The organism is Cryobacterium sp. Hb1, from assembly GCF_004403585.1.
Classification (GTDB): Bacteria; Actinomycetota; Actinomycetes; order Actinomycetales; family Microbacteriaceae; genus Cryobacterium; species Cryobacterium lyxosi.
This window is the reverse complement of record NZ_SOHI01000027.1, coordinates 245,209-269,338: the sequence shown is the minus strand read 5'-3', so window position 1 is coordinate 269,338 and position 24,130 is coordinate 245,209. Positions and strand designations below refer to the sequence as shown.

Genomic DNA, 24,130 nt, shown 5'->3' with positions numbered 1-24,130 from the left:
CGCTCGAGCCCACCGGCGTTCCCGATGCCGCCGCTGTGCTCGCCTTGGCGGTCGCCGTCGACTCCGAGCGGGCAGTGGATGCTGTAGCCACCCTGCTCCGCGGCAAACGTGCCGCCGTACTCACCGGCGCTGGCCTCAGCACCGATTCCGGTATTCCGGACTATCGCGGCGCGGGGGCGCCGATCCGCACTCCGATGACCTTTCAGACCTTCGTCGCCGATGACCGATCGCGCAAACGCTATTGGGCTGGCAGCCATTTGGGCTGGCGAGTGTTCCGCCAGGCTGAACCCAACCTCGGGCATCGCTCGCTGGTGCAGTTGGAAAACGCCGGGGCCATCGCCGGCATCATCACCCAGAACGTGGATGGCCTGCATACCCGCGCCGGCTCACGCCATGTCGTCGAACTGCACGGCTCCCTCGACCAGGTGATTTGTCTGGCCTGTGGCCAGGCGTTCGGCCGGGACAGCATCGCTGCCAGGCTCGAAACCGACAATCCCGTGCTCCGCCACCCGGAAAGCATCCGCATAGCTCCCGACGGCGATGCCGACGTGGGAAATATCGATGACTTCGTCGTGCCGAACTGCACGGTTTGCGGGGGCATGCTCAAGCCAAACGTTGTCTTCTTCGGTGAGCTCGTTCCCACGGAAACATTTCTCGAGGCATCCGCTGTGATCCAGGGTGCCGACGCCCTCGTCGTGGCAGGATCTTCGCTGGCCGTGAATTCCGGCATCCGCCTGGTGGAACAGGCTCGCCGGCGCAGGCTGCCCATCATTGTCATCAACCGCGGTGTCACCAAGGGTGATGGGCGTGCGCTGCACAAACTCGAAGCCGGTACCTCCGAAACCCTCGCCGCCTTGACCGAACGACTGCTGGGCTGACCGTTCGTGTCCGCCCGGCGAAGCACCGATCCGACTGGTGAATCACGCACGACCGTTTTCTCCATCGTGCGCCACGGCCAGACCGATTGGAATCTGCACCACCGTATTCAAGGTCGCACGGATATCCCGCTCAACGCTGCTGGGCGGGCCGAGGCTGTTGCAGCGGCGGCGGGCCTGCGGAACCGACACTGGAATGCGATAGCGACCAGCCCGCTGCTGCGCGCCGCTGAATCGGCCACAATCATTGCCACGGAACTCGGACTGGACGAACCCGTCGTGATTCCCTCCCTGACCGAACGCCACCATGGCGCCATCGAGGGGCTCACCTTCACTGAGCGCCAGCACCGGTTTCCCGACGGTGTGGCCGTTCCTGGCCTCGAAACCCGCCGCGACGTCGTCGACCGAGTGCTCGCAGCGCTGGCGGGATTGGCCGTCGGGCGCGCCGGGCAGTCCGTTCTGATACTGAGCCATGGCGGGATTATTGGTACGTTGCTGCGTCACCTCACCGACGGCGACCGACCGCGTCACGGCGAGTTCATTGCCAATGGCTCGGTGCACGATTTTCGGTGGGCAAACGATCAGCTATCACTGACCCACTTCGATGCGACGATCCGATCGCCCGGCGATCGTGGCGAGGCTGTCGCGCCGCCGTTGCCCTGACCCTACGACGCCTGGCCGTACGGAGTTGCCATGTCGGCGACAATGGCAGAGTCTCCCGTTCCGGGACGTGAAATGACGAGTCGCGATACCCGCTACGCGATGGGTTTTGTCCCTTCCAACACCCCGAGCAGCGTGCGGGCCGACGCCGCCCAGGTGAACCGAACGGCCTGCTCGATCGAGAGAGCGGATCGCGCCTCCCACTCCCCCGGAAGCGCCAGGCGACGCACGGCTGCCGCGATTGCATCAGCACTGCGCGGATCGAAGTACAGCGCGGCAGCTCCGCCGATCTCACGAAAGATCGCAATATCACTGACCACGACGGGAATACCAAGGCTCATCGCCTCAACCAGGGGAATTCCGAAACCCTCATCGAGCGAGGCGGTCACGAGCGCCGTCGCCGAGCGCACCAGGCGGCGATACTGCTCATCGGTCACCCCATCATGAAAGACCAGCCGAGCTTGCGTTGCCAAACGGGTCAGCCGTGTTCGTTCCGTCGGCGAAACCCGGCTGAGCAGGTGCAGTTCGTGGTCTGGCAGGTCAGCCAAAGCCTTGACCAGCGTGTCGAGGTTCTTGTACGGCATGAACGACCCCATGTAAATCAGGCGAGTCGTTTCCGGGATACTCCGGTGGGTAGGGGCGCCGGGAACGGGGTCGGCGGCGTTCGGCACCACGGTGACCGGCCGCCGGGTGAGGTGATGCTCGTTGATCAGTGAACGGGTGGTTTCGGAAACGGTCACAATGCCGTCGGCGCCGTTCAGCAGCATCCGTTGTGGCCAAAAGGAGAGGTGGTAGGCGCGCCAGAGCAGCCGGATCAACGGTGCGAGGTCATGTGGGGGTGTGCGATTGCGGTAATAGATGAGGTCGTGCACGGTCAGAAACAACCGGTATTTGCGGCCCCAGGAACCCATGGTCTGCATGGGGCTGAAGACGACGTCGGGCTGCAGCCGGTTGACCGCGAGGGCGATGAACGGTTCAAGCAGACTGGTCGGGGCACGCACGAGCTGCCAGGGCAGGGCGGGTAGCATCTTCAGCTGGCGGTGGTCACTGATCAGCATGGTGAGCGGATGCAGTCGGCCCAGTTCGGTGACCAGGCCAGCGGTGTATCGGCTGATGCCGTCGTGGTGATCCAGACGCACGTAGCGGCAGTCGACGACAATTCTCATGCTGGTCGGTCCTTCGCGAGAAATTCACGAATGAACTCGGCGGCCGGTTTCGGCTTCTCGTAGTGGATGAGGTGGCCGACCCCGTTGATGACCCGCAGGGTGGCGTTCGGAAACAGCGACTGCAGTCGGTACTGCGCGGTCAGCGGCGTGATGTCGTCTTTGTCGGCCGCGATCAACAGCGTGGGCTGCCGGATGCTCGCAGCGAACTCGCTCACGTCATGACTGACCGAAGCGGCGAACGCCTCCATCACGACTCGACGGTTGGCGAAGACGCTGAAGTACCGGTCGTGCTGATTGTGAATCCAGCGCCGCAGTCCCGGATCACGCGTCTTAGCCATGCTCACGCTCATGATGCGCACGATGGCTCGGTTCTGCAGCAACGCATAGCCCCAGCGATCCGGCAGGCTCGCAGCAGTCCAGTAGTAGAACACGGCCAGTCGGGTCAGCACGCCGCGCGGCCCGGACAGTGCCGGCGCGGCGATTGGATTGACCAGGATGACGTCGTGCGTCACCAGCCCGTCGGCCACGGACGCAGCGACCACGATCGAGCCGAAAGAGTGGCCCAGCACGACCAACCGCCCCACCGGGGCCAACACCTGGACAAATTCCTGAAGCCAGTCGACGTATGCTGCCAACGAGTGCACGCCTCCGGGCAGCGGCGCTGATCCACCGAAACCGGGCAGGTCGGGTGCCACGATACGCAGGTCAGCCGGGTTTGGGCCGTCGCCCAGCAGTTCGGCCACGACCAGTTGCAGACCGTGGTGATCGCCCCGAAACCCGTGAACGAGTACAAGGGTTGTCGGTGCGTTGGGGTTGCCGTAATCCCAATACCGCGTGTCTGTGCGCTGGCGGTCCCTGCCGGGAACGGATGCGGTGGCCTCACGCACGGGGAGGCGCCGTAAAAGCTTGTCGTAGGCAGAAGAAACGATCACCGGCCCTAGTTTAGACGCGACACTTATTCAAGGCTGGACGTGCACCGGGCTGGCCGATCTAGACTCAAGCCATCGAACGCATCGAGAGAGCCCTTTTGCGGGGAAGGAAGGAAAGCCGTGAGCTTTACCGCACCCATTCAGCTGCCCGGTTTGGCCCTCGATCCGCGGTGGTATCGCCGCGCCGTCTTCTATGAGGTAATGGTTCGGTCGTTCGTCGACAGTAATGCCGACGGCTCCGGCGACCTGGCCGGCCTCGTATCGAAGCTCGACTACCTGCAGTGGCTCGGCATCGACGCACTGTGGATTCCTCCGTTCTTCAACTCACCGTTGAAAGACGGCGGCTACGACGTGGCCGACTACCGCACGATTTTGCCGGAATTCGGTACCCTCGAGGAATTCAAAGACCTCGTGACCAAAGCGCACGAACGTAATATGCGCATCGTGATCGATTTTCCACTGAACCACACGTCCGACCAGCACGAATGGTTTCAGCAATCCCGTGAGGACCCTGAGGGGCCCTATGGAGATTTCTACGTTTGGAGCGACACTGACGAGCGGTACCCCAACATTCGCATCATCTTCACTGACACCGAGGAATCGAACTGGGCCTTCGACCCAGTGCGTCGACAGTTCTTCTTCCACCGGTTCTTCTCACACCAGCCCGACCTCAATTTTGAGAACCCGGCCGTACAAGAAGCAATTTTTGATGTCATACGGTTCTGGCTCGATCTTGGTGTCGATGGCTTTCGCCTGGATGCGATTCCGTACCTGTTCGAGTCCGAAGAGGGGAACGGTGAGGGCGAGCCGCCCACCCACGAGTTCGTCAAACGGCTGCGTGCCCTAGTCGATCGGGAATATCCCGGCCGAGTCATGATCGCCGAAGCCAACCAATGGCCGCGCGAGGTTGCCGCGTTCTTCGGCACCGACGATGAACCGGAATGCCACATGGCCTTCGATTTTCCGGTGATGCCGCGAATCTTTTACTCCCTACGCTCCCAGCAGGCCAACGAACTGGTGCGCGTACTCTCCGAAACGACCGACATTCCTCATGGTGCCGGCTGGGGCGTGTTTCTGCGCAACCACGACGAGCTCACCCTCGAAATGGTCAGCGAGGAATACCGCCAGGCCATGTACGGCTGGTATGCCTACGACCCCCGAATGCGCGCCAACATCGGCATTCGCAGACGATTGGCACCCCTACTCGATAACTCCCGAGCGGAACTCGAGCTAGCCCATGCCCTGCTTTTTGCCCTCCCGGGTAGCCCGTTTCTGTACTATGGCGACGAGATCGGCATGGGCGACAATATCTGGTTGCCCGACCGGGATAGCTCCCGTACCCCGATGCAATGGACCCCTGATCGCAATGCCGGTTTCTCCGATGCCGACCCCGGCAAGCTGTTCCTACCAATCGTGCAGTCTCTCGTCTACAACTTCACACAGACCAATGTGGAGTCACAACTTGCCCAATCCGGTTCGCTTTTGCACTGGATTCGCAATGTGATCCACGTACGCAAGGCGCATCCAACCTTCGGGCTCGGCGCGATCCGCGTGCTCAAGACCAACCACGAATCCGTACTCGTATTCATCCGCAACTATGCGGGGTCCGGTTCTATGTTCGGCGACCAGCCGGAAACCGTGATGTGCGTGTTCAGTTTCTCGCACAACCCGGTCGCGTTCACGATCGATGATGTCGACATGGCCGGGACGCGGCTGTACGACTTATTCGGCGGCGCAGTCTTTCCCAGTTTCAATGAAGAAGGCTCACTCACCCTTACGCTCGGGGCGCAGAGTTTTTATTGGTTACACTGCGGCTGACCACGTTGGCCGTTCGCCGGCCCGATCGTGACGAACTCCGGGTGAATGTTCATTGTCGCGATCGTGTGCACCACGTATCCTTGGCGTAAGCAAGCCATCCAAAGCCTGGAGGCCGGTCGTGGCTAAATGGACTAGTACCGAAGACGGTGTCGAGAACGCTGCCCTGTGCGCCCATTTTCTTGAAGCCTTACCCGTGAACGGCGCCGCCGTTTCGGTTTTCGTCGGTGCGGTACCCGAGGCGGTCGTCTGTGCCACCGATCGCCTCGCCGCTCGGCTCGACGAACTGCAGTTCGATCTCGGCGAGGGACCGCGTTGGGAAGCGGCCCGTACGCGACTTCCCGTTTTGGAACCTCGGGTACAAGAGGTAGAGCATCCGTTGTGGCCGGTCTTCCACATGGCCCTGATGGACACGACGGTCAAAGCGCTCTACGTCTTCCCGCTTACTCTCGGCGCGCTCAATGTCGGTATCGTCGAGCTGTACAGCACAACCACGGGAGCACTTGATCGCACGGACCGCGCAAAAGCGTTGGTACTGGCCAACGAGGCCGCCTGGAACCTGCTCGACCATCTGCTTCAAGTGCAGGAGGCCGCTACCGGCGAAACGTCGTTGACGTCTCAAGCGTCCGCGGAGTCCCCACTGTCACGCCGGGAAATTCATCAGGCCACCGGGATGGTATTGGTGCAGATGAACGTCACACCGACGGATGCCCTGCTGCTACTGCGCGCGCACGCCTTCGCCCACGGCAAAACAGTGCGCGCCATTGCAGGCGACGTGGTTGCACGGCGCCTGCAATTCAGCCCGGAAGCCGAAGGCCTGTGAAATAGGCCGCTGCAAATTGATTCGACGTAAATCGAACCGGACACATTCACTCGGCATAGCTGACATATTGTCAGTAAAAGTTCTAGACTCCTTCCATGATCACCATGGCTCGCGCCTCACTGGTGAGCGCCGCCTTCATGAAGTTGACGGACACTCTCGTGGGCGAATATGACGTTCTCGACGTACTCCATACTCTGGTTGAGTCGTGCGTCGAAGTGCTCGACGCCACCGCGGCTGGTCTGCTGTTGGCCGACCCGAGTGGGGAATTACAGGTCGTGGCTTCGACGAGCGAAGAGAGCTACCTCGTGGAGGTTCTGCAGCAGCAGGCTGGCGCGGGTCCGTGTGTGGACTGCTATCTCACCGGCACAGTCGTCACGCTGGGCGATATCGCAGCATGTCAGGACACTTACCCAGATTTTGCAGCCGCCGCGTTGTCTCAGGGATTTCACTCAGTGCACGCCATTCCCATGCGAGTGCACCATCGGGCAATCGGTGCGCTCAACCTCTTTCGCTCTGACACCGGTGACGTCACCCCCGAAGACGCCGCGATCGGCCAGGCCCTGGCCGATGTCGCGACTATCAGTATTTTGCAGGAACGTACCGTGCATGAAGACGCCGTCGTCAATGAACAGTTGCAGCGCGCACTGAACAGTCGCATTCTGATCGAACAGGCCAAGGGAGTCATCGCCCAGGTCAGCATGGTCAACATGGACGAAGCCTTCAAACGACTGCGAGCGGATGCTCGAGCGAACAATCACACCATGCGCGAAAGTGCTGAAAACGTCATCAACCGAAGTGTGCACCTCTAATTCCACTCTGGACCCACGTTCCCCGGCATGCCAAAGCCGAGCACCAGCTGGTGCAGCGGAACGTGTCGGCGGTCGCCCCTAGGGTGGAAGTATGAGCACTTGGAGCGATCATCTCGCCGTATTCGACCTTGAAACTACCGGCATCGATGTAGAAACGTGTCGCATCGTGTCGGCCACTGTCGCCGTTATCGACGCCAGCGGTACGGCCGTGGAGCGCATCGATTGGCTGGTCGATCCGGGCATCGAGATTCCGGTCGGCGCCACCAACGTGCACGGAATCACAACAGAGCATGCCGTGGAGCACGGCCGCATGGCAGCCGAGGCTGTGGCCGAGATCGTCGGTGCGCTCCGTGGTCACCTGAGCGACGGCCTACCGATCGTGGCCTACAACGCCCCCTACGACCTCACCCTGCTCGACCGCGAAGCCCTGCGCTATGGCATCGCTCCCCTGACCTCTCCCAGCCCGGTCGTCGATCCTCTGGTCATCGACAAAGCCGTCGACAAGTATCGAAAGGGTAAGCGCACCCTCGAAGTCACGAGCGCGTTCTACGGAGTCAGCCTGGAAGATGCGCACGATGCCGGAGCCGATGCGATCGCCGCCGGTCGTGTCGCTCAGGCGATCCACCGGGCACACGAAGGTGCTCTACCAACCACTCTCGACGAGATGCACGCCCTGCAGGTCACCTGGTATCGCCAACAGGCCGAAAGCTTTCAGGAGTACATGCGGCGCGGCCGCGATCCCGAGTTTCTAGCCGACACCGCCTGGCCCCAGCGTTGATTCGGTCAGCGTTGATTCGGTAGTTGCTGACCAAGTAGTCGGTGACCAGAAAAGTTATTCGAGCCGAAAACGCTGAACTGGCCCCAATATTCAACTCGGATACCCAACAAAAAAGCGACCAGCCGAAGCTGGTCGCTTTTTTTGTTTGGAGCTAGAGGTATCGCAAAAAACCTGGTGTTATTTGCCGAAGCCCTTGTAGCGTGAGTTGAACTTCTCGACGCGCCCGGCGGAGTCCATGATGCGCTGTTTGCCCGTGTAGAACGGGTGTGATTCGGAGGAGATTTCCACGTCGATGACCGGGTACGTGGTTCCGTCTTCCCACTCGATGGTCTTCTTGCTCGAGACCGTCGACCGGGTCAGGAAGGTCGCACCGGAGGCGAGGTCGCGGAACACGACGGCAGCGTACTCGGGATGAATGTCAGACTTCATGAAGATTTCCTTTTGCACTTCTGGTGAACAGACTTGTAACTGGTCACAGTGCTGTTCGATTGTTGGGCACCGCTCGACGCATACTCAGAGGACGACGACGAGCTGGTTGGCCTGATGGCCAGCCCTTTACCCTAGCAGACCTTGCTTTCAGTAAAAGAGCCTGGGAGTTGAAGTCGTCGTGTCGCGGCGTTCTGTTTAGACAGCGCGCGCCGCGAAGCGGCCGTCGGTCTCGATGAGTTCGATATTCAGGCCGAACGTTTCGCTCAGAGCCGTCTCGGTGAGTGCGGTGCCGATCGGCCCGGCCGAGACGACCTTGCCGCCGGACAGTAGCAGCACGTGAGTGAATCCAAGTGGAATCTCTTCAACGTGGTGGGTGACCATGATGATGGCCGGCGAGTTGGGTTCCTGAGCGAAGCCGCTTAGAAGCTGCAAAAGTGCTTCCCGTGCGCCGAGGTCGAGGCTCGCAGCAGGCTCGTCGAGTAAGAGAATTTCCGGGTCGGTCATGACTGAGCGGGCGATCTGAACCCGCTTCTGTTCTCCATCGCTCAGGGTGCCGAATTCGCGCTCGGCAAGATGATCGAGATTCCATTCCTGCAATACGCGCTGGGCGCGTCGTTCATCGATGGTCTCGTATTCTTCATTCCACCGGCCGGTTACCGAATAGGCCGCAGTCATGACTACGTCGAGGACCTTCTCTTTGGCGGGAACTTTCCGTGCCATGGCCGTCGAGGCAAACCCGATTCTGGGCCGCAGCTCAAAGACATCCGTTCCGCCCAGCGTCTCGTCGAGCACCTCGGCCTGGCCGGCCGACGGATGCATGAAAGCTGCAGCAATCTGTAACAGCGTGGTCTTGCCAGCCCCGTTCGGGCCGAGGATGACCCACCGCTGGTCGTCGTCGACACTCCAATTCACTGAGTCGAGGATGGTAGTGCCACCCCGGACGACCGAGACGTCGGTGAAATGCAAAACGTTGACCATATAGCCATGTTATCGGGCGGCGCCGACGCACAAATACGCCGGGCTCGCCCTAAGACTGAGACCGGCACCACCGACGGGGTGGGTCACAGTACCGACGCATAGATCTCCTGGGTGCGGGTGGCGATTTGGCTCCAGCCGAACTCCTGCTCGGCGCGCAGACGACCAGCGCGTCCCATTTCAGCCGCTCGAGTCGGATCGCTCACCACCTCGGTCAGGATGCGGGCGAGGTCAGCGACGAATTGATCGGGATTCAACGGGGTGCCCGTGCCGTCGGTGAGCTGCTCAATCGGCACCAGACGTCCGGTTTGACCGTCGGCGACAACTTCGGGAATACCACCGGTAGCGGTACCGACGACTGCCAACCCACAGGCCATTGCCTCGAGGTTGACAATTCCGAGCGGTTCGTAAATGGACGGGCACACAAAGACGGTGCCGTGCGTGAGAACCGCGGCGAGCTCTGGTTGGGCGAGAAGTCGGTTGATCCAGACGACCCCCGACCGTTCGCGCTGCAACGCCTCGACGCCAGCGGTCACTTCCGCCAGGATTTGCGGAGTGTCCGGCGCACCGGCACACAGTACGAGCTGCACCTCTGACGGCAGCAACGCGGCGGCGCGTAACAGGTACGGCAGGCCTTTTTGCCGGGTGATGCGACCAACAAAGACGACAGACGGCCGCTCAGGGGCGATTCCCAGCTCCCGTACGACGTCGGCGTCGAGTCTGGGCTTCCAGCGGTCGAGGTCAATACCGTTGTACACGGTGTGCACTCGGCTCTCATCGAGCGCCGGGTAGCTGCGCAGAATGTCGCGCCGCATGCCGTCGCTGACGGCGATCACGGCATCTGCTGCCTCAAAGGCCGTTTTCTCGATCCAGCTGGAGACGCGGTAGCCGCCACCGAGCTGCTCGGCCTTCCACGGTCGCAGGGGTTCGAGGCTGTGGGCCGTGACGACGTGCGGGATTCCGTGCAGCATCTTCGCGAGGTGGCCGGCCGCATTGGCATACCAAGTGTGCGAGTGCACCAGATCGGCGTCAGCGGCGTCTTGAGCCATCTGCAGGTCAACGCCGAGGGTGCCCAGGGTGGCGTTGGCGTTGGCCAGCTGTGCCGGAACGTCGTAGGCAAAGGTGTCGGTGTCCGTGCGGGGTGCACCGAAGCAGCGCACCGACACGTCAATATCTTCGCGAAGTGCTCGCACGAGCTCCATCACGTGAACGCCCGCTCCCCCATAAATCTCCGGAGGGTATTCCTTGGTCATCAGATCCACTCGCATGGAGCAAAGGTAGCGCAGCAGAACCCGACCCACATCCCGCCGTGCAACTCGAGCCGCACGGTTGGCCCTACTCTGTACACATGAAAGCCACGAAAATCTTTGGAATCGTGCTCGCCGGCGGTGAGGGAAAACGGCTGATGCCGCTAACCGAGGACCGGGCCAAGCCAGCGGTCCCCTTTGGGGGGCATTACCGCTTGGTGGATTTCGCCCTGTCCAACCTGATCAATTCGGGCCTCACCCAAGTCGTTGTGCTGACCCAATACAAATCACACAGTCTCGACCGCCACGTCTCCCAGACTTGGCATATGTCCGGTGGATTGTCTAACTCGTACATCGCCTCCGTGCCCGCTCAACAGCGTCTTGGCAAGCGTTGGTTCAGCGGCTCGGCCGATGCGATTTTGCAGAGCCTGAATCTTATTCACGACGAGAAACCCGACATCGTTGTCGTCGTGGGTGCCGACCACGTCTATCGCATGGATTTCAGCCAGATGATCGACGCACACATCGCTTCTGGCCTGTCGGCCACGGTCGCTGCGATTCGCCAGCCTATCGGCTTGGCCGATCAGTTCGGCGTCATTGAAGTGGATCCTGCCACCCCTGATCGGATCTCCGATTTTCGTGAGAAGCCCAAGGATGCCGTCGGGCTTGCCGACGCCCCCCACGAGGTGTTCGCCTCGATGGGTAACTACGTCTTCAACACCGACGCCCTGATCGAGGCGGTACTGCGCGATGGTGAGCGTACCGATTCGAGCCACGACATGGGCGGTGACATCATTCCCGATTTCGTCTCCCGCGGCGAAGCCGGTGTATACGATCTACAACGCAATGTGGTGCCGGGGTCAACCGATCGCGATCGGTACTACTGGCGCGATGTGGGAACGATCGACTCGTTCTTCGAGGCCCACCAGGATCTTATTTCGGCGCTGCCCGTGTTCAACCTGTACAACCACGAATGGCCGATATTCAGCATGCAGTTGAACTCGCCACCGGCTAAATTCGTGCGCGACGGCAAGGGCGCTCTCGGCACCATGATCGACTCGATTGTGTCGCTGGGTTGCGTCATTTCCGGCGCACACATCGAGCGCAGCGTTCTTGGGCCTTGGACCTCGATCGGGTCGGCCTGCGAAGTCATCGACTCGATCGTGTTTGACCGGGTGCAGATTCGACCCGATGCGATCGTGCGACGTGCCATTCTCGACAAGGAAGTCATCGTTGAAGCTGGCGCCACGGTCGGTGTCGATCGTGATCGCGACCTCGCGCGCGGTTTCAGTGTGACCGAATCGGGTATCACCGTGGTCGGTAAGGGAGTGTTCGTTACTCCGTGATCTGCGCTACTGCACCACGCTTTCTGGTCGTGCTCGATGCAGACTCGACCCTGATTCAGGATGAGGTGATCGAACTGTTGGCGGATGCCGCCGGCTCGCGAGATCTCGTTGCCAACGTGACCGAGCGCGCCATGCGCGGCGAAATTGATTTCGCCGACAGCCTGCGCGAGCGAGTTTTGACCCTGGCGGGACTGCCCGACACTGTTTTCACCGAGGTGGGGCAGCGCATCCGCCCAACCGAGGGGGTGCAGGAGCTGATCTCCGGCATTCATGCCGCCGGGGGCCTCGTCGGCGTCGTGTCTGGCGGCTTTCATGAGTTGCTCGACCCCCTCGCGGCCGACCTCAAAGTCGACCATTGGCGGGCGAACCGACTTGAAGTCGAAGCCGGCCGCCTGACCGGGCGGGTCCTCGGACCGATCATCGACGCCGAGGCCAAAGCGGTCGCCCTGCGCGAATGGGCGGCACATGAACGCATCGCCCTGCCGCAGACGGTCGCGGTCGGGGATGGCGCCAACGACCTGCGCATGATGGATGCCGCCGGCCTCGCCGTCGCGTTCAACGCCAAGCCACAGGTCAAGCGTGAGGCCGACCTCGTGATCGACCGGTGCGACCTCAGTCAGGTGCTGCCGTTGCTTGGCCTGCGCGGCTGACGAGGTCCGCGCCCCTCGATTGTTTGCTCAGTGCCCCATTCCCAGGCCGCCATCGACGGGAATAACGGCACCGGAAATGTACCCGGCGTCATCGCTGGCGAGCCAAGTGACGACGCGAGCAACTTCCAATGGAGTGGCAAAACGGCCGGCCGGAATGTTGCGCTTGTAGTCCGCCTGTTGCGCTTCGGGGAGAGCAGCTGTCATGTCGGTTTCGATAAAACCTGGAGCGATGACGTTTGCAGTAATGCCGCGAGCACCGAGCTCGCGTGTGATCGAGCGTGCCAGGCCGATCAGCCCGCTCTTCGATGCCGAATAATTCACCTGTCCCGGTGACCCATAGAGTCCGACCACGCTGGAAATCAACACGATGCGACCGAAACGGGCCTTGAGCATGCCTTTGCTCGCCCTTTTGACCACGCGGAACGCTCCGTTGAGGTTCGTGTCGATCACCGACGTGAAATCATCATCGGACATGCGCATAAGCAGGGTGTCGCGGGTGATTCCGGCGTTCGCAACGACGACCTCAACCGGACCGTATGTCGCCTCAACCTCGGTATACGCGGCGTCGATCGAAGCGGCATCGGTCACGTCGGCGCGCACGGTGAGGCTACCGGCCGGTCCGTGTCCAGACCGCGAAGTCACAGCGACGCGATGGCCCTGGGCGAGAAATTCCTCCGCGATGGCAAACCCGATGCCGCGGTTACCGCCGGTGACGAGCACTGTTCGAGCCGTTGTCATAAAGTTCCTCTTCTGTTGTTCACTCAGCTGCGGGCTGCCGGTGGAGAGTTTTACAAAATACCCGGCAGATTCAAGTTTAAGGCGTGCAAGAATCACGCCACACAGACGTAGGCTGGACGGAGCGGACTATTCCCCGCTGACTAACCCGATCACGAACCCGACGGACCCATGAAGCAGCAGTCGATCACTTCGCTCCCCGCCTCCCCGGAGAGCGAACGACGCAACCGGATGATCAAGTACTCCATTGCGATGGGTGTCCGTATCGTGTGCATTGTGCTGATGCTGTTCGTGCAGGGTTGGTGGCTGCTGCTCTGCGCCATCGGTGCGATCGTGCTCCCTTACTTCGCGGTCGTGGTCGCGAACGTGCACGTTGCGCCGCGCGGAGCCGAAGTATTACGGCCCGGCACCGTCGCAACGTACCGCAACACCGACGACGAGGTTCGGTAATTGTTCGCGCGGCCGCACGGGGCGGTCCGATGATCGGGCTGGGCGCGCCCATGCACACGTCAACCTGCTCGCGCGCAGACTGCCGAAATGAGGGCCATTGGCGCCTCGATTGGCGCAACCCGCGCATCCACTCAGCTGACCGCGTCAAAACTTGGTTGGCCTGCGACGACCATGTCGACTACCTGCGTGAATTTCTCGCCGCCCGTGATTTCCCTCTCACCGTAAGCCCGCTTGCGCTCGGCGGGCCAGAGCGCGCTGGAGATGCGCAATGACGGGCTGGCAATTCGCCTTCAGCCGACGCTGGGCCGGGTATCTGGCACTCGCCATTCTCTTCGCCGTGGTGTGTTCCGGGCTCGGCGTCTGGCAACTCGCCCGGCGTGATGAAGCCCTCACCGAGCTGTTCAAGATCGAATCCAACTTTGACGCGAACCCCGTTCCCGTTGTCGAAGCGCTCCCCGACCTGACGTCCTTCGACGACTCCCAGAAGTGGATGCCGGTGAAGCTCACCGGCACCTACCTCATCGACGAGGAACTGCTCGCGCGCAACCGCCCCCTCAACGTCAATCCCGGCTTTGAGGTGCTGACGCCGCTCTTGCTTTCCGATGGCACGATTTTCATCGTCGACCGCGGTTGGCTGCCGACCGGCCAGGAGCAGGATGCTCCCGACACCGTCCCGGCACCGCCGAGCGGAACTGTCACCGTAGTAGCTCGGCTCAAAGCCGCCGAACCAGACCTGCCCGGTCGCACGGCGAGCGGTAACCAAGTGGCAACGATCAACCTCATGTCTATTGCCGAGCGGCTCAACGCACCGACCTACACCGGTGCATATGGCCTCATGGACTCGGAAAGTCCCGCGCCGAACGAGAAACGCCCGATCGCTGTCGTTAAACCGATCCGCGACGAGGGCCCCCACCTGTCGTACGCCTTCCAGTGGTTTGTGTTCGGTCTGCTCGCCTTCATCGGCCTCGGCTGGGCGCTGCGCGAGGAATACCGCAGCGTGAATGCCGAAGATCCAGAAGAGCGCGCACGCGCCGATGAGCGTGCCCGCAAGCGGGCCGCAAAACCGCGCGACGATGCGGAAATTGAAGATGCGCTGCTCGACCGCCAACTGACCTAGGGCACAAGAAACCTTAGGCGACGTCGCGGCGGTGCTGCGGGCTTTCGGTCGTACCCTGACGTAGTCGTTCCCCGTGCGCGCCGCGCGCGAGCAGTCCACGGTAGACCTCGAGCAGTGACGCAGCCGACCGGGTCCATTTCAGGCCGAGTGCGTGCTCGCGCGCCGCCACCGAAAGCTGCCGCGCCCGCTGCGGATCGGTCAGTAGATGAGTGATCGCCTCGGCCCACACCAGTGGTTCACGCGACTCCAGCACCAGGCCGGTCACCCCGTCAGCAACGGCTTCACGTAGACCGCCGGATGCTGCGGCGATGACGGGCACACCACTCGCGGCAGCTTCAAGAGCAACGAGCCCGTAGGTTTCCGAGTGAGACGGCACGAGCACGAGCCGGGCGCCCCGAAACAGGGCGGTCATATCAACCCGGGACTGTGGACCGATCAGCCCCAGCTGATCAGCGAACCCGACCCGCTCGGCGATCGCACGCAATTCGTCAACGTAGCCGTCGTAGTCGGCCGAAGCCGCGCCTGCGACCAGGAGAGCCGGACGAATGGCCGCCGGCACGGCCGCGACCGCGGCAATGGCCAGGTCGATGCCTTTGAGTGGTTGCAGACGCGCTGCGACAAGAACGTAACCACGGTCATCGACTGGTGCCGCCAGATCAAGCGGCACGCTCGGTGAGAACAAGCTGCTGTCGACACCGGGCGAAACAACAACCGTGCGTTGCACGGCACCGCCCAGCCGACCAGTGATCGTCGCCGCCTCGGACGCACTGATCGCGACGAGTGAATCCGATTCACGGGCCAGCCACGCCTCGCCGAGCATCCGTCCTGGCGATTCGGCACGTTCCCCCGCTGAGAGCGGCGTTAAATCGTTGGCAGCGATGCTGTGGAAGCTTTGTACGTGCGGTACCCCCCACCCCCTGGCTACCGGCAAAGCGGCCATGCCGGAAAACCAGTGATGCGAGTGGACAATGTCCCAGGCCGGTCGCGCCGCCAGCTGGGTCGAAAACTCATCGATCCAATGTTCGTGGTCGCCCTTGTTCAGTGCAGCTGCCGGGCCGGCGTCAAGAAACTCCAGGGTCACACCGGGTAGGAGCTGCATCATCGTCGGCTGATTGGCCGCCGAACGGCGGGTCAGAATGGTCACGGAGTGACCGAGACCTGCAAGAGCTTCGGCTTGATGTCGTACGACGACGTTCATACCGCCAGCATCACCGGCACCGGGATCAGCACCCGGTGAAGTGTGCAGGCACACCAGCGCGATGCGCAGCGATTTGTCGAGGGACAACACACACCCTTCCTGTGAATCGGATCCGATGAGGCGACGCCTAATTAGAGAATCAGTTAGGACAGCTCGATGAGGTCGAGGTAATCCTTGTTCCAGTGGTCTTCCGTACCCTCGGGCATGATCAACACGCGCTCCGGATTGAGGGCCTGCACTGCGCCCTCATCATGGCTCACGAGTACAACAGCACCGGCGTAGTGCGCAAGAGCATCAAGAATTTCCTCGCGGCTGGCCGGGTCGAGGTTGTTAGTCGGCTCGTCCAGCAGCAGCACGTTGGCACCGGAGACGACGATCATGGCCAGGGCAAGACGGGTCTTCTCGCCGCCGGACAGCACACCGGCCGGCTTGTTGGAGTCGTCACCGGTGAACAGGAACGAGCCCAGTACCCGACGGGCTTCCATCTCGGTGATGCTGGGCGAGGAAGAAACCATGTTCTCGAGCACGCTGCGGTTGACGTCGATCGTTTCATGTTCCTGCGCGTAATAGCCGATCCGTAGCCCGTGCCCGGGTTCGATCGAGCCGGTGTCAGATTCGTCGACACCGGCGAGCATGCGCAAGAGGGTAGTCTTTCCGGCCCCGTTGAGGCCGAGGATGACAACCTTGGAGCCGCGGTCGATCGCAAGGTCGACGGCGGTGAAGATTTCCAGCGAACCGTAGCTCTTGGACAGGTCCTTGGCCATCAGCGGGGTTCGACCACACGGTGCCGGCTCGGGAAAGCGCAACTTGGCGACGCGTTCCACGGCGCGCACGGCGTCGAGCCCGGAGAGAAGCTTCTCGGCTCGAGCAACCATCTGGTGGGCAGCGGCGGCCTTGCTGGCCTTAGCGCCAAACCTGGCAGCCTGCAGCTGCAGGGTTGAGGCCTTTTTCTCGGCGTTGGAGCGCTCCTTCTTACGGCGGTCCGCATCCGCCGTGCGCTGTAGCAGGTAGTTCTTCCAGTTCATGTTGTAAATGTCGATCATCATGCGGTTCGCATCAAGGTAGAAGACGCGGTTGACCGTTTCTCCGACAAGCTCGATGTCGTGGCTGATGATGATGCAGCCGCCCTTGTAATTCTTCACAAACTCGCGCAGCCAGGCCACCGAGTCGGCGTCGAGGTGGTTGGTGGGTTCGTCGAGAATCATCATCTCGGCGGCCGAGAACAAGATGCGGGCCAGTTCGATGCGGCGACGCTGACCACCGGAGAGGGTACTGAGGGCCTGGTCGAGGATATGGTCGGGCAGTTTCAAGTTGCTAGCGATCGATGCGGCTTCAGCCTCAGCGGAATAACCGCCCAAACCGTTGAACTCATCCGTCAGGCGACCATACTTTTTCATCGCGGCGGCGCTGATCTTGGGATCGGGGTCAGCCATGGCCAAGCTGGACTCGTGCATGCCGAGGGCAATGGTGCCGAGGCCGCGCGCGTCCAGAATGCGAGTGCGGGCGAGCATGGTCGGGTCACCCGCCCGGGGGTCCTGGGGCAGGTAGCCAATTTCACCGGAATGGCTGATCGAACCCTTGGTCGGGTTGGTCTCCCCCGCGAGCGTCTTCGTCAGTGTCGTCTTGCCCGCGCCGTTCCGACCGACGAGGCCGATCTTGTCGCCGCTCGCGACGCGGAAGTTGACGCCCTCCATGAGCACGCGGGCTCCAACGCGGATTTCGAGATCTTGCACGTTGAGCACAGCAATAGTCCATTCGAGGTGTGTGTAGGGATGTGAAGTGTGGGTGGGCCAAAGCGGTCCAACTCACTAGTATATTTGCCTTCAGGCTGTGCTCGGCACATGGAGGCCTAGAGCAAAGCCGCCAGAAGCGATTTTTCGAGCCAGTTCAGGTACGCTTCGGTCGACCATCCCAGGGACAGTACGAGGGTACGGAAGGTGTGCGGATGGGCCAGCGCCCACATCGTCGCCGCCGCCTCATGGTCACTCAGCCCCCCGCTGTAGATCAGGCCCGCGCGCAGGCCCCGCTTCTCTCGCAGTGCAGCTGCCACCTCGCCAAAGCCGTGCAGCCGGGCCGCGTCACGCTTCTGCTCGAATTCCCCCACATCGGGATCGACCACGGCCGCTTCGGTGACAATGCGCAAAATGCCCGAAGTGCGTTCATTCACCAGTGCGCTCGACCGAGCCACAATCCGAATAACCTCGGTTGCCGTGCGCGCCGCGGCAATGCGTTCCCGTGTGGCCCCCGACAGCAGTGCCGGCGCCCCCGGTTCTGCAGCGACTCGATCGAGCACCGCCGCCAACAGTTCGGCCTTCGACCCCACCGAGTTGTAAATGGTCTGCACGACCACGCCAGCCTCCCCCGCGATTGCCGACACCGATGTGCCAACATACCCGCGCTCGAGCATCAACTTTCCCGCCGCCATTACGATCTCAGCCCGCGTGCTCGCCGCCTGGGCAGCCCGCCGCCGGACCACGCCATTTTCCCCGATATCCATGTCGTTAGCATATCATTCTAGTCAGTAGAACTGATGTCTAATTTTGGACGAGTGACGAGCAGGCAACGCGACGAGCAGGCAACGCGACGAGCAGGCACGAAAAAACCCCGCCTGCTAAGACAGACGGGGCTTTCAATTCGGACAGGAGTTACATTGCGAAGCCGAGGGCACGCATCATGTCGCGACCGTCGTCGGTGATCTTTTCGGGACCCCACGGCGGCATCCAGACCCAGTTGATGCGGAACTGGTCAACGACACCATCCAAAGCCTCAGCCGTCTGCTCCTCGAGCACATCGGTCAGCGGGCAGCCGGCCGAGGTGAGGGTCATGTGGATGATGAGCGCATTGTTCTCATCGTCCCAGCCGAGGTCGTAGATGAGCCCGAGGTCGACGACATTGATGCCGAGCTCCGGGTCCATGACGTCTTTGAGAGCCTCTTCGATTTCATCGAAGCGCGCCGGACTCAATGTTGAAACCATAAGTTCAGCCTACGTTCGACGGCACGAGAAAGCGATCGTAGCCTTCGTCTTCGAGGCGGTCAGCGAGCTCAGGGCCGCCCTGTTCGGCGATACGGCCATTGACGAAGACGTGCACGAAGTCCGGGTGGATGTACCGCAGGATACGCGTGTAGTGCGTGATGAGGAGCAGTCCGAGGCCGGTGTTGGCCTTGGCGCGGTTGACACCCTCCGATACGATCTTGAGTGCGTCAACGTCGAGACCGGAGTCGGTCTCATCGAGCACGGCGAACTTGGGCTTGAGCAGTTCGAGCTGGAGAATCTCGTTACGCTTTTTCTCACCGCCGGAAAAGCCCTCATTGACGTTGCGCTCGGCGAAAGCCTTGTCCATGCGCAGGTCAGTCATGGCCTGGCGCACGTCCTTGATCCACGTGCGGATTGGTGGGGCTTCACCCTCAATGGCAGTCTTGGCGGTGCGGAGGAAGTTGGTGACGGTCACACCGGGAATCTCGACCGGGTACTGCATGGCAAGGAACAGGCCGGCGCGAGCTCGGGCATCCACTGTCATTTTGAGTACCTCGGCGCCGTCGAGCAAAATGGAGCCGCTCTCGACGTGATACTTCGGGTGACCAGCGATCGTGTACGCCAGGGTGGACTTGCCCGAACCGTTCGGGCCCATGATGGCGTGAATTTCGCCTTCATTGATGGTGAGGTCGACGCCGCGCAGAATCTGCTTGGTGCCTTGGTCGGTCTCGACGCTGACGTGCAGGTCTTTGATCTCAAGAACAGACATGAATGTCTTATTCCCTTCTGAATTTGGCTTGAATGGCTGGTGGGACGGTCGGTGTGTGAGACAGACTCAGACCGCGACAGTGACGGACGGATCGACGAAGACAAAGCCGTCAATGAGCTCGACGTTGTAAACCGGGACCGGATCGTAGGCCGGCAGGGACAGCGGCTTTCCGGTGGTGAGGGAGAACATCGAACCGTGGGCCCAGCACTCGAGAGTCTGGCCCTCCACGAATCCCTCGGATAGCGAGATATCACCGTGCGTGCACGTGTCTCCGATGGCGAAAACATCGCCAGCGGCATCACGGACGAGGGCGATGGCGACCCCATCGATTTCGACCTTGATGGCCTGGTTCACTTCGAGCTCATCGAGAGCGCAGATCTTCGTTGCGGTCATGCTTACTTGTCGTCCGTTCCAATAAGTTCGGCTTCGATTGCGAGTTGCAACCGAGCCTCAAGTTCGGGGGAACCAATCTGCTGCACGACCTCGGTGAGGAATCCGCGCACGACCAGTCGCCGCGCTTCCTCCTCGGTGATGCCGCGAGCCTGAAGGTAGAACAGCTGCTCGTCATCGAACCGTCCGGTCGCGCTGGCGTGACCGGCCCCGACGATGTCGCCGGTCTCAATCTCCAGGTTGGGGATGGAATCGGCACGGGTACCCTCGGTGAGTACGAGGTTGCGGTTCTGTTCGTAGCTGTCGGTGCCGGCAGCCCTGTTGCCGATCAGCACATCGCCAATCCACACTGTGCGGGCATCCTGGCCCTGCAGTGCTCCCTTGTAGTTCACGCGGCTGCGGCTCTTCGGGGCATCGTGAAAGACGTACACCTGCTGTTCCAGGTGCTGGCCGGCATCCGCGAAGTACAGCCCGAGGAGCAGGGTGTCTGAACCGGTTCCGGCAAGGCGCACCGACGGGTTCACCCGCACGATACTGCCGCCGAGTGAGACAACAACGTGCTTGAGTCGGGCGTCACGTCCGACGGATGCGAAGTGGTTGGCGAGGTGCACCGCGGAGTCGTCCCATTCCTGCAGTGAAACGACGGTGAGGTTTGCGGATTCGCCGAGAATGATCTCGAGATTCTCGGTGAGCCGGGCGTTGCCCGTGTTCTCCAGGATGACCGTGGCCTGGCTGAACGGCTTGGCTTCGATGATCGTGTGGGCGCCGCGGGCGCTGTTGCCGAGACCCGACCGGGTGACCACGATTTCCTTGGCGTCTTCACCACTCACCGTGATGGCGAGGGCGTCGTCGAACACCGACCAGGCATTGGCGGCTGCACGTTCTTCGGGCAGACCGGCGGTCCCGATCCGGGCATCCGTTCTCGGTACCCATTCGACGGATATGTCCGCTGACGGGGTCGACTCAACCGGATAGCGGGAACCGTCGAGGTCACCGGCGGTGAGGTCGGTGAATTTCGCGACGGGCGAATGCTTCCAGACGCCTTCGCGGCCGGTGACGGCCTCGAAGTCGGCTACGTTGACGCTCTTGAAGCGGTCAGAGCGGGTTTGCACCGGCACGTAACCGAAACGGCCGTCTGAATGTTCTTTGATTCCATGCTGGCCGGGCGGAAGGGTAGACGAATCGGCAGCGGATGTGGGAGGTGCGGGCACAGTTTTTGAAGCGCTCTTCGAAAGCGCTGAAGCGGCGGACATTTAGCCGACGGATCCTTCCATGCCCATTTCAATGAGCTTGTTGAGTTCAAGGGCGTACTCCATCGGGAGCTCCCGAGCGATTGGTTCGATGAATCCGCGAACGATCATGGCCATGGCCTCGTCTTCGGGCATGCCTCGGCTCATCAGGTAGAACAACTGTTCTTCGCTGACGCGGGAGACGGTGGCTTCGTGGCCGAGCTGCACGTCGTCCACCCGAATGTCGATAGACGGGTAGGTGTCGGACCGTGACTGGGTGTCGACCAGCAGTGCATCACAGCGCACGGTGTTGGCGGAGTGATGTGCCGCGGCATCCACTCGGACCTCACCCCGGTACCCGCTGCGTCCGCCACCGCGAGCGATGGACTTGGAGACGATTGAGGACTGCGTGTACGGAGCCATGTGGATCATTTTGGCGCCGGCGTCCTGGTGTTGCCCGGGGCCAGCGAAGGCTACGGAGAGGGTTTCGCCCTTGGCGTGCTCGCCCATCAGGTAGATGGACGGGTACTTCATGGTGACCTTGGAGCCGATGTTTCCATCGATCCATTCCATCGTGGCGCCTTCGCCAGCCGTGGCCCGCTTGGTGACGAGGTTGTAGACGTTGTTTGACCAGTTCTGGATGGTCGTGTAACGAACGCGAGCGTTTTTCTTCACGACGATTTCGACGACGGCAGAGTGCAGCGAATCAGACTTGTAGATCGGGGCGGTGCAGCCCTCGATGTAGTGCACGTAGCTGCCCTCGTCGGCGATGATAAGCGTGCGCTCAAACTGGCCCATGTTCTCCGTGTTGATGCGGAAATAGGCCTGCAACGGAATCTCTACGTGCACGCCGGGCGGCACGTAGACAAAGGATCCGCCAGACCACACGGCCGTGTTGAGCGCGGCGAATTTATTGTCGCCGGAGGGGATGATGGTGCCGAAGTACTCTTCGAAGAATTCGGGGTGCTCCTTGAGCGCCGTGTCGGTGTCCATGAAGATGACGCCTTGGGCTGCAAGTTCCTCATTGATCTGGTGGTAGACCACTTCGGACTCGTACTGGGCTGCCACACCGGAGACGAGGCGTTGGCGCTCGGCTTCGGGGATCCCGAGCTTCTCGTAAGTGTTCTTAATGTCGTCGGGCAGGTCTTCCCAGGTTTGGGCCTGCTTCTCCGTAGACCGCACGAAGTACTTGATGTTGTCGAAATCGATCTCGGAAAGATCGGCGCCCCAGGTGGGCATGGGCTTGCGTTCAAACAGCTGCAGGGCTTTCAGTCGACGCTGCAGCATCCAATCCGGCTCGGATTTCAGGTTCGAGATGTCTGTGACGACCTCGGGAGAAATGCCACGGCGCGCGGATGCGCCGGCCTTGTCTGAATCGGCCCACCCGAATTCGTAGGTGCCAATCCCCTCAAGGTCGGGACGGTCGAGCAGGACATCCGACATATTTACCTCTTCTCTACCCAGCACAACCCGGATATTAGTCCGGTGATTCCCGGGCGACCTCAGTGGAGACCACGGGGAACGGGTTGTGTGGACAGCTACGTTGCGTACCTAGAATGTTCATAGAGCCAAACCGAACCCGAGTCGCCCGTGCCCCTTCGGCCACTGTTCGATTCCGGTCGACCTCGTGCAGTCACTGTGACCGTAAGAGAGTTCTCCATGGAAATTCCAATTCTACAGGTTGATCGGCAAGATACGCGTGCTTGCCGGTTGATTTACATTTGCACAGGGCACAATCAGAAAGCACGCGATCATGAGTGAGACAGTGGGAGCAGAAGCAGTGAATTCCATTTACCAACGATTACCCAGCGCTATCGACGCACGTATTCGGGTGGTTGCCTGGCTGTCCCTGGTCTCCGAGATAGTGATTGTCGGCACCGGCGGTGCCGTGCGCCTCACTGGCTCCGGACTCGGCTGCCCGACCTGGCCGTCCTGCGTCCCCGGGTCGCTCGTGCCGACGCAGGAGATGGGCCTGCATGGCGTCATTGAGTTTGGCAACCGTTTGATGACCGGGCTCATCGGAATCATCGCGATCGCCGCTGTCGTTTTGCTCTGGCGTTTGCGCAAGGAACGCAAAGACCTCTTCGTCCTCGCCGTGATTCTCGGCGGCGGTGTTCTCGCGCAGGCACTCGTTGGTGGCGTCACCGTGTGGACCGGTCTCAACCCATTTATCGTTGGCTTCCACTTCACGGCGTCACTCATCATGGTCTGCCTTGCGACCGTGCTCGTGCACCGGGTCTATCTCGCACCAGGGCCGCGTGCCCTGATCGTTCCGGTCGGCGTCGCCGGGCTGGCCCACGCCACCAGCTTTGTCGTGGCACTGACCGTGATGATGGGCGTGCTGACTACCGCCTCCGGACCGCATTCGGGTGATGCTGCCGCGGGACGCACGGGCTTCAACGCTGAATTGCTAGAGCACCTGCACGCCTGGCCGGGCTACGCGACGCTGGTCTTGACGATTCTGCTCCTAGTGGCATCCGTTCGAATTAAGCTGAGGGTTCGTTCATTCATTGTCACGCTGCTGATGATCGAGCTCCTGCAGATCGTTGTCGGCCTGTTGCAGGCAAACCTCGGCCTGCCACCCGTTCTCGTTGGCCTGCACATGGTGCTGGCCTGTGTCCTCGCCGCAGCGATGACCGCCGTCGTGCTCGACCTCAAGGCCCCGGTCGGCATAACGCCCGATGCAACCGAATTGGCCAACACGATCGCGGTCAGCAGCCGACACAGATAGTCTGCGGTTTCCCCCGAATGCCGAAGAAGCGTTG

25 protein-coding genes are annotated in these 24,130 nt (G+C 61.5%); 11 read left to right on the top strand and 14 right to left on the bottom strand.

From position 1 onward, the window contains the following. Nucleotides 1-35: 35 nt before the first annotated feature. The gene (locus tag E3T38_RS10640; RefSeq protein ID WP_370449024.1) at nucleotides 36-878 is read left to right on the top strand and encodes a Sir2 family NAD-dependent protein deacetylase; all 843 of its coding nucleotides are present in this window, start codon (nucleotides 36-38) and stop codon (nucleotides 876-878) included. Between the two features lie 6 nt (nucleotides 879-884). Next, nucleotides 885-1,538 (top strand): histidine phosphatase family protein, encoded by a 654-nt coding sequence (locus E3T38_RS10635; protein ID WP_134548181.1) that lies wholly within the window; start codon nucleotides 885-887, stop codon nucleotides 1,536-1,538. 92 nt (nucleotides 1,539-1,630) lie between these two features. On the opposite strand, the gene E3T38_RS10630 is transcribed toward E3T38_RS10635, so the two are convergent. Further along, nucleotides 1,631-2,701, bottom strand: coding sequence for a glycosyltransferase family 1 protein (locus E3T38_RS10630; RefSeq protein WP_134548180.1), 1,071 nt, complete (start codon nucleotides 2,699-2,701; stop codon nucleotides 1,631-1,633). Then, nucleotides 2,698-3,633 carry an alpha/beta fold hydrolase gene (locus E3T38_RS10625; protein ID WP_134548179.1) on the bottom strand — a complete coding sequence of 312 codons (936 nt, stop codon included), beginning with the start codon at nucleotides 3,631-3,633 and terminating at the stop codon, nucleotides 2,698-2,700. Before E3T38_RS10625 ends, E3T38_RS10630 begins: the two co-directional genes overlap by 4 nt. Nucleotides 3,634-3,750: 117 nt before the next feature. Between E3T38_RS10625 and treS the strand changes: the two genes are divergently transcribed. The 4 genes from treS (at nucleotide 3,751) to E3T38_RS10605 (ending at nucleotide 7,855) form a co-directional block, all read left to right on the top strand. Beyond that, on the top strand, nucleotides 3,751-5,448 hold the full coding sequence (gene treS / locus E3T38_RS10620; protein WP_134548178.1) for a maltose alpha-D-glucosyltransferase: 1,698 nt from the start codon (nucleotides 3,751-3,753) through the stop codon (nucleotides 5,446-5,448). Nucleotides 5,449-5,566: 118 nt separating this feature from the next. Continuing rightward, complete coding sequence (locus tag E3T38_RS10615) at nucleotides 5,567-6,268, top strand: GAF and ANTAR domain-containing protein (RefSeq protein WP_134548177.1); 702 nt, start codon at nucleotides 5,567-5,569, stop codon at nucleotides 6,266-6,268. 95 nt (nucleotides 6,269-6,363) lie between these two features. Further along, a complete protein-coding gene (locus tag E3T38_RS10610; RefSeq protein ID WP_134548176.1) occupies nucleotides 6,364-7,077 on the top strand; it encodes a GAF and ANTAR domain-containing protein in 714 nt (237 codons plus the stop codon). Nucleotides 7,078-7,168: 91 nt separating this feature from the next. Beyond that, nucleotides 7,169-7,855, top strand: a complete 687-nt coding sequence (locus E3T38_RS10605; RefSeq protein ID WP_134548175.1) for an exonuclease domain-containing protein — start codon at nucleotides 7,169-7,171, stop codon at nucleotides 7,853-7,855. 177 nt (nucleotides 7,856-8,032) lie between these two features. On the opposite strand, the gene E3T38_RS10600 is transcribed toward E3T38_RS10605, so the two are convergent. From E3T38_RS10600 to glgA, 3 genes are all read right to left on the bottom strand, one after another. Continuing rightward, entirely contained in the window at nucleotides 8,033-8,284 is a 252-nt protein-coding gene (locus tag E3T38_RS10600; RefSeq protein WP_092107894.1) for a type B 50S ribosomal protein L31, read from the bottom strand. A gap of 195 nt (nucleotides 8,285-8,479) precedes the next feature. Continuing rightward, nucleotides 8,480-9,262 (bottom strand): ABC transporter ATP-binding protein, encoded by a 783-nt coding sequence (locus E3T38_RS10595; RefSeq protein WP_134548174.1) that lies wholly within the window; start codon nucleotides 9,260-9,262, stop codon nucleotides 8,480-8,482. Nucleotides 9,263-9,345: 83 nt separating this feature from the next. Then, nucleotides 9,346-10,527, bottom strand: a complete 1,182-nt coding sequence (gene glgA / locus E3T38_RS10590; protein WP_134548173.1) for a glycogen synthase — start codon at nucleotides 10,525-10,527, stop codon at nucleotides 9,346-9,348. A gap of 80 nt (nucleotides 10,528-10,607) precedes the next feature. Between glgA and E3T38_RS10585 the strand changes: the two genes are divergently transcribed. Together E3T38_RS10585 and serB are read left to right on the top strand one after the other, a co-directional pair. Next, nucleotides 10,608-11,852: a glucose-1-phosphate adenylyltransferase gene (locus E3T38_RS10585; protein WP_134548172.1), complete on the top strand. Its 1,245-nt coding sequence runs from the start codon at nucleotides 10,608-10,610 to the stop codon at nucleotides 11,850-11,852. Next, nucleotides 11,849-12,502 (top strand): phosphoserine phosphatase SerB, encoded by a 654-nt coding sequence (gene serB / locus E3T38_RS10580; RefSeq protein WP_241984411.1) that lies wholly within the window; start codon nucleotides 11,849-11,851, stop codon nucleotides 12,500-12,502. Before E3T38_RS10585 ends, serB begins: the two co-directional genes overlap by 4 nt. Nucleotides 12,503-12,529: 27 nt before the next feature. Here serB and E3T38_RS10575 read toward each other — a convergent pair whose 3' ends face one another. Further along, nucleotides 12,530-13,240 carry a beta-ketoacyl-ACP reductase gene (locus E3T38_RS10575; RefSeq protein WP_134548171.1) on the bottom strand — a complete coding sequence of 237 codons (711 nt, stop codon included), beginning with the start codon at nucleotides 13,238-13,240 and terminating at the stop codon, nucleotides 12,530-12,532. A gap of 168 nt (nucleotides 13,241-13,408) precedes the next feature. Here E3T38_RS10575 and E3T38_RS10570 point away from each other — a divergent pair, with 168 nt between their 5' ends. Beyond that, on the top strand, nucleotides 13,409-13,687 hold the full coding sequence (locus E3T38_RS10570) for a DUF3099 domain-containing protein (RefSeq protein WP_134548170.1): 279 nt from the start codon (nucleotides 13,409-13,411) through the stop codon (nucleotides 13,685-13,687). 268 nt (nucleotides 13,688-13,955) lie between these two features. Then, the gene (locus E3T38_RS10560) at nucleotides 13,956-14,804 is read left to right on the top strand and encodes an SURF1 family protein (protein WP_134548168.1); all 849 of its coding nucleotides are present in this window, start codon (nucleotides 13,956-13,958) and stop codon (nucleotides 14,802-14,804) included. A 13-nt stretch (nucleotides 14,805-14,817) separates the two neighbouring features. Here the strand turns inward: E3T38_RS10560 and E3T38_RS10555 are convergent, their stop codons facing one another. The 8 genes from E3T38_RS10555 to sufB all read right to left on the bottom strand — a co-directional run bounded on the left by E3T38_RS10555 (nucleotide 14,818) and on the right by sufB (nucleotide 22,808). After that, the gene (locus tag E3T38_RS10555) at nucleotides 14,818-16,092 is read right to left on the bottom strand and encodes a glycosyltransferase (protein WP_134548167.1); all 1,275 of its coding nucleotides are present in this window, start codon (nucleotides 16,090-16,092) and stop codon (nucleotides 14,818-14,820) included. A gap of 53 nt (nucleotides 16,093-16,145) precedes the next feature. Further along, nucleotides 16,146-17,744 carry an ABC-F family ATP-binding cassette domain-containing protein gene (locus tag E3T38_RS10550; protein WP_134548166.1) on the bottom strand — a complete coding sequence of 533 codons (1,599 nt, stop codon included), beginning with the start codon at nucleotides 17,742-17,744 and terminating at the stop codon, nucleotides 16,146-16,148. A gap of 107 nt (nucleotides 17,745-17,851) precedes the next feature. Then, a complete protein-coding gene (locus E3T38_RS10545; protein WP_134548165.1) occupies nucleotides 17,852-18,499 on the bottom strand; it encodes a TetR/AcrR family transcriptional regulator in 648 nt (215 codons plus the stop codon). A 148-nt stretch (nucleotides 18,500-18,647) separates the two neighbouring features. Then, nucleotides 18,648-18,977, bottom strand: coding sequence for a metal-sulfur cluster assembly factor (locus E3T38_RS10540; RefSeq protein ID WP_104129099.1), 330 nt, complete (start codon nucleotides 18,975-18,977; stop codon nucleotides 18,648-18,650). A gap of 4 nt (nucleotides 18,978-18,981) precedes the next feature. Next, nucleotides 18,982-19,746: a Fe-S cluster assembly ATPase SufC gene (gene sufC, locus E3T38_RS10535; protein WP_104129098.1), complete on the bottom strand. Its 765-nt coding sequence runs from the start codon at nucleotides 19,744-19,746 to the stop codon at nucleotides 18,982-18,984. A 66-nt stretch (nucleotides 19,747-19,812) separates the two neighbouring features. Then, the gene (locus tag E3T38_RS10530; RefSeq protein ID WP_104129097.1) at nucleotides 19,813-20,139 is read right to left on the bottom strand and encodes a non-heme iron oxygenase ferredoxin subunit; all 327 of its coding nucleotides are present in this window, start codon (nucleotides 20,137-20,139) and stop codon (nucleotides 19,813-19,815) included. Between the two features lie 2 nt (nucleotides 20,140-20,141). Continuing rightward, a complete protein-coding gene (gene sufD / locus E3T38_RS10525) occupies nucleotides 20,142-21,389 on the bottom strand; it encodes a Fe-S cluster assembly protein SufD (RefSeq protein WP_134548164.1) in 1,248 nt (415 codons plus the stop codon). Beyond that, nucleotides 21,390-22,808 (bottom strand): Fe-S cluster assembly protein SufB, encoded by a 1,419-nt coding sequence (gene sufB, locus E3T38_RS10520; protein WP_104197989.1) that lies wholly within the window; start codon nucleotides 22,806-22,808, stop codon nucleotides 21,390-21,392. Nucleotides 22,809-23,118: 310 nt separating this feature from the next. On the opposite strand from sufB, the gene E3T38_RS10515 reads away from it, so the two are divergent. Beyond that, nucleotides 23,119-24,096 (top strand): heme A synthase, encoded by a 978-nt coding sequence (locus E3T38_RS10515; RefSeq protein ID WP_134548163.1) that lies wholly within the window; start codon nucleotides 23,119-23,121, stop codon nucleotides 24,094-24,096. Nucleotides 24,097-24,130: the final 34 nt, after the last annotated feature.

Coding starts and splice junctions, on each gene's coding strand:
- E3T38_RS10605 (WP_134548175.1), top strand. CDS start 7,169: ATGAGCACTTGGAGCGATCATCTCGCCGTATTCGACCTTGAAACTACC.
- sufB (WP_104197989.1), bottom strand. CDS start 22,808: ATGTCGGATGTCCTGCTCGACCGTCCCGACCTTGAGGGGATTGGCACC.
- E3T38_RS10545 (WP_134548165.1), bottom strand. CDS start 18,499: ATGGATATCGGGGAAAATGGCGTGGTCCGGCGGCGGGCTGCCCAGGCG.
- sufD (WP_134548164.1), bottom strand. CDS start 21,389: ATGTCCGCCGCTTCAGCGCTTTCGAAGAGCGCTTCAAAAACTGTGCCC.
- glgA (WP_134548173.1), bottom strand. CDS start 10,527: ATGCGAGTGGATCTGATGACCAAGGAATACCCTCCGGAGATTTATGGG.
- E3T38_RS10540 (WP_104129099.1), bottom strand. CDS start 18,977: ATGGTTTCAACATTGAGTCCGGCGCGCTTCGATGAAATCGAAGAGGCT.
- E3T38_RS10575 (WP_134548171.1), bottom strand. CDS start 13,240: ATGACAACGGCTCGAACAGTGCTCGTCACCGGCGGTAACCGCGGCATC.
- E3T38_RS10585 (WP_134548172.1), top strand. CDS start 10,608: ATGAAAGCCACGAAAATCTTTGGAATCGTGCTCGCCGGCGGTGAGGGA.
- E3T38_RS10595 (WP_134548174.1), bottom strand. CDS start 9,262: ATGGTCAACGTTTTGCATTTCACCGACGTCTCGGTCGTCCGGGGTGGC.
- E3T38_RS10610 (WP_134548176.1), top strand. CDS start 6,364: ATGATCACCATGGCTCGCGCCTCACTGGTGAGCGCCGCCTTCATGAAG.
- sufC (WP_104129098.1), bottom strand. CDS start 19,746: ATGTCTGTTCTTGAGATCAAAGACCTGCACGTCAGCGTCGAGACCGAC.
- E3T38_RS10600 (WP_092107894.1), bottom strand. CDS start 8,284: ATGAAGTCTGACATTCATCCCGAGTACGCTGCCGTCGTGTTCCGCGAC.
- E3T38_RS10530 (WP_104129097.1), bottom strand. CDS start 20,139: ATGACCGCAACGAAGATCTGCGCTCTCGATGAGCTCGAAGTGAACCAG.
- E3T38_RS10515 (WP_134548163.1), top strand. CDS start 23,119: ATGAGTGAGACAGTGGGAGCAGAAGCAGTGAATTCCATTTACCAACGA.
- E3T38_RS10560 (WP_134548168.1), top strand. CDS start 13,956: ATGACGGGCTGGCAATTCGCCTTCAGCCGACGCTGGGCCGGGTATCTG.
- E3T38_RS10570 (WP_134548170.1), top strand. CDS start 13,409: ATGAAGCAGCAGTCGATCACTTCGCTCCCCGCCTCCCCGGAGAGCGAA.
- E3T38_RS10630 (WP_134548180.1), bottom strand. CDS start 2,701: ATGAGAATTGTCGTCGACTGCCGCTACGTGCGTCTGGATCACCACGAC.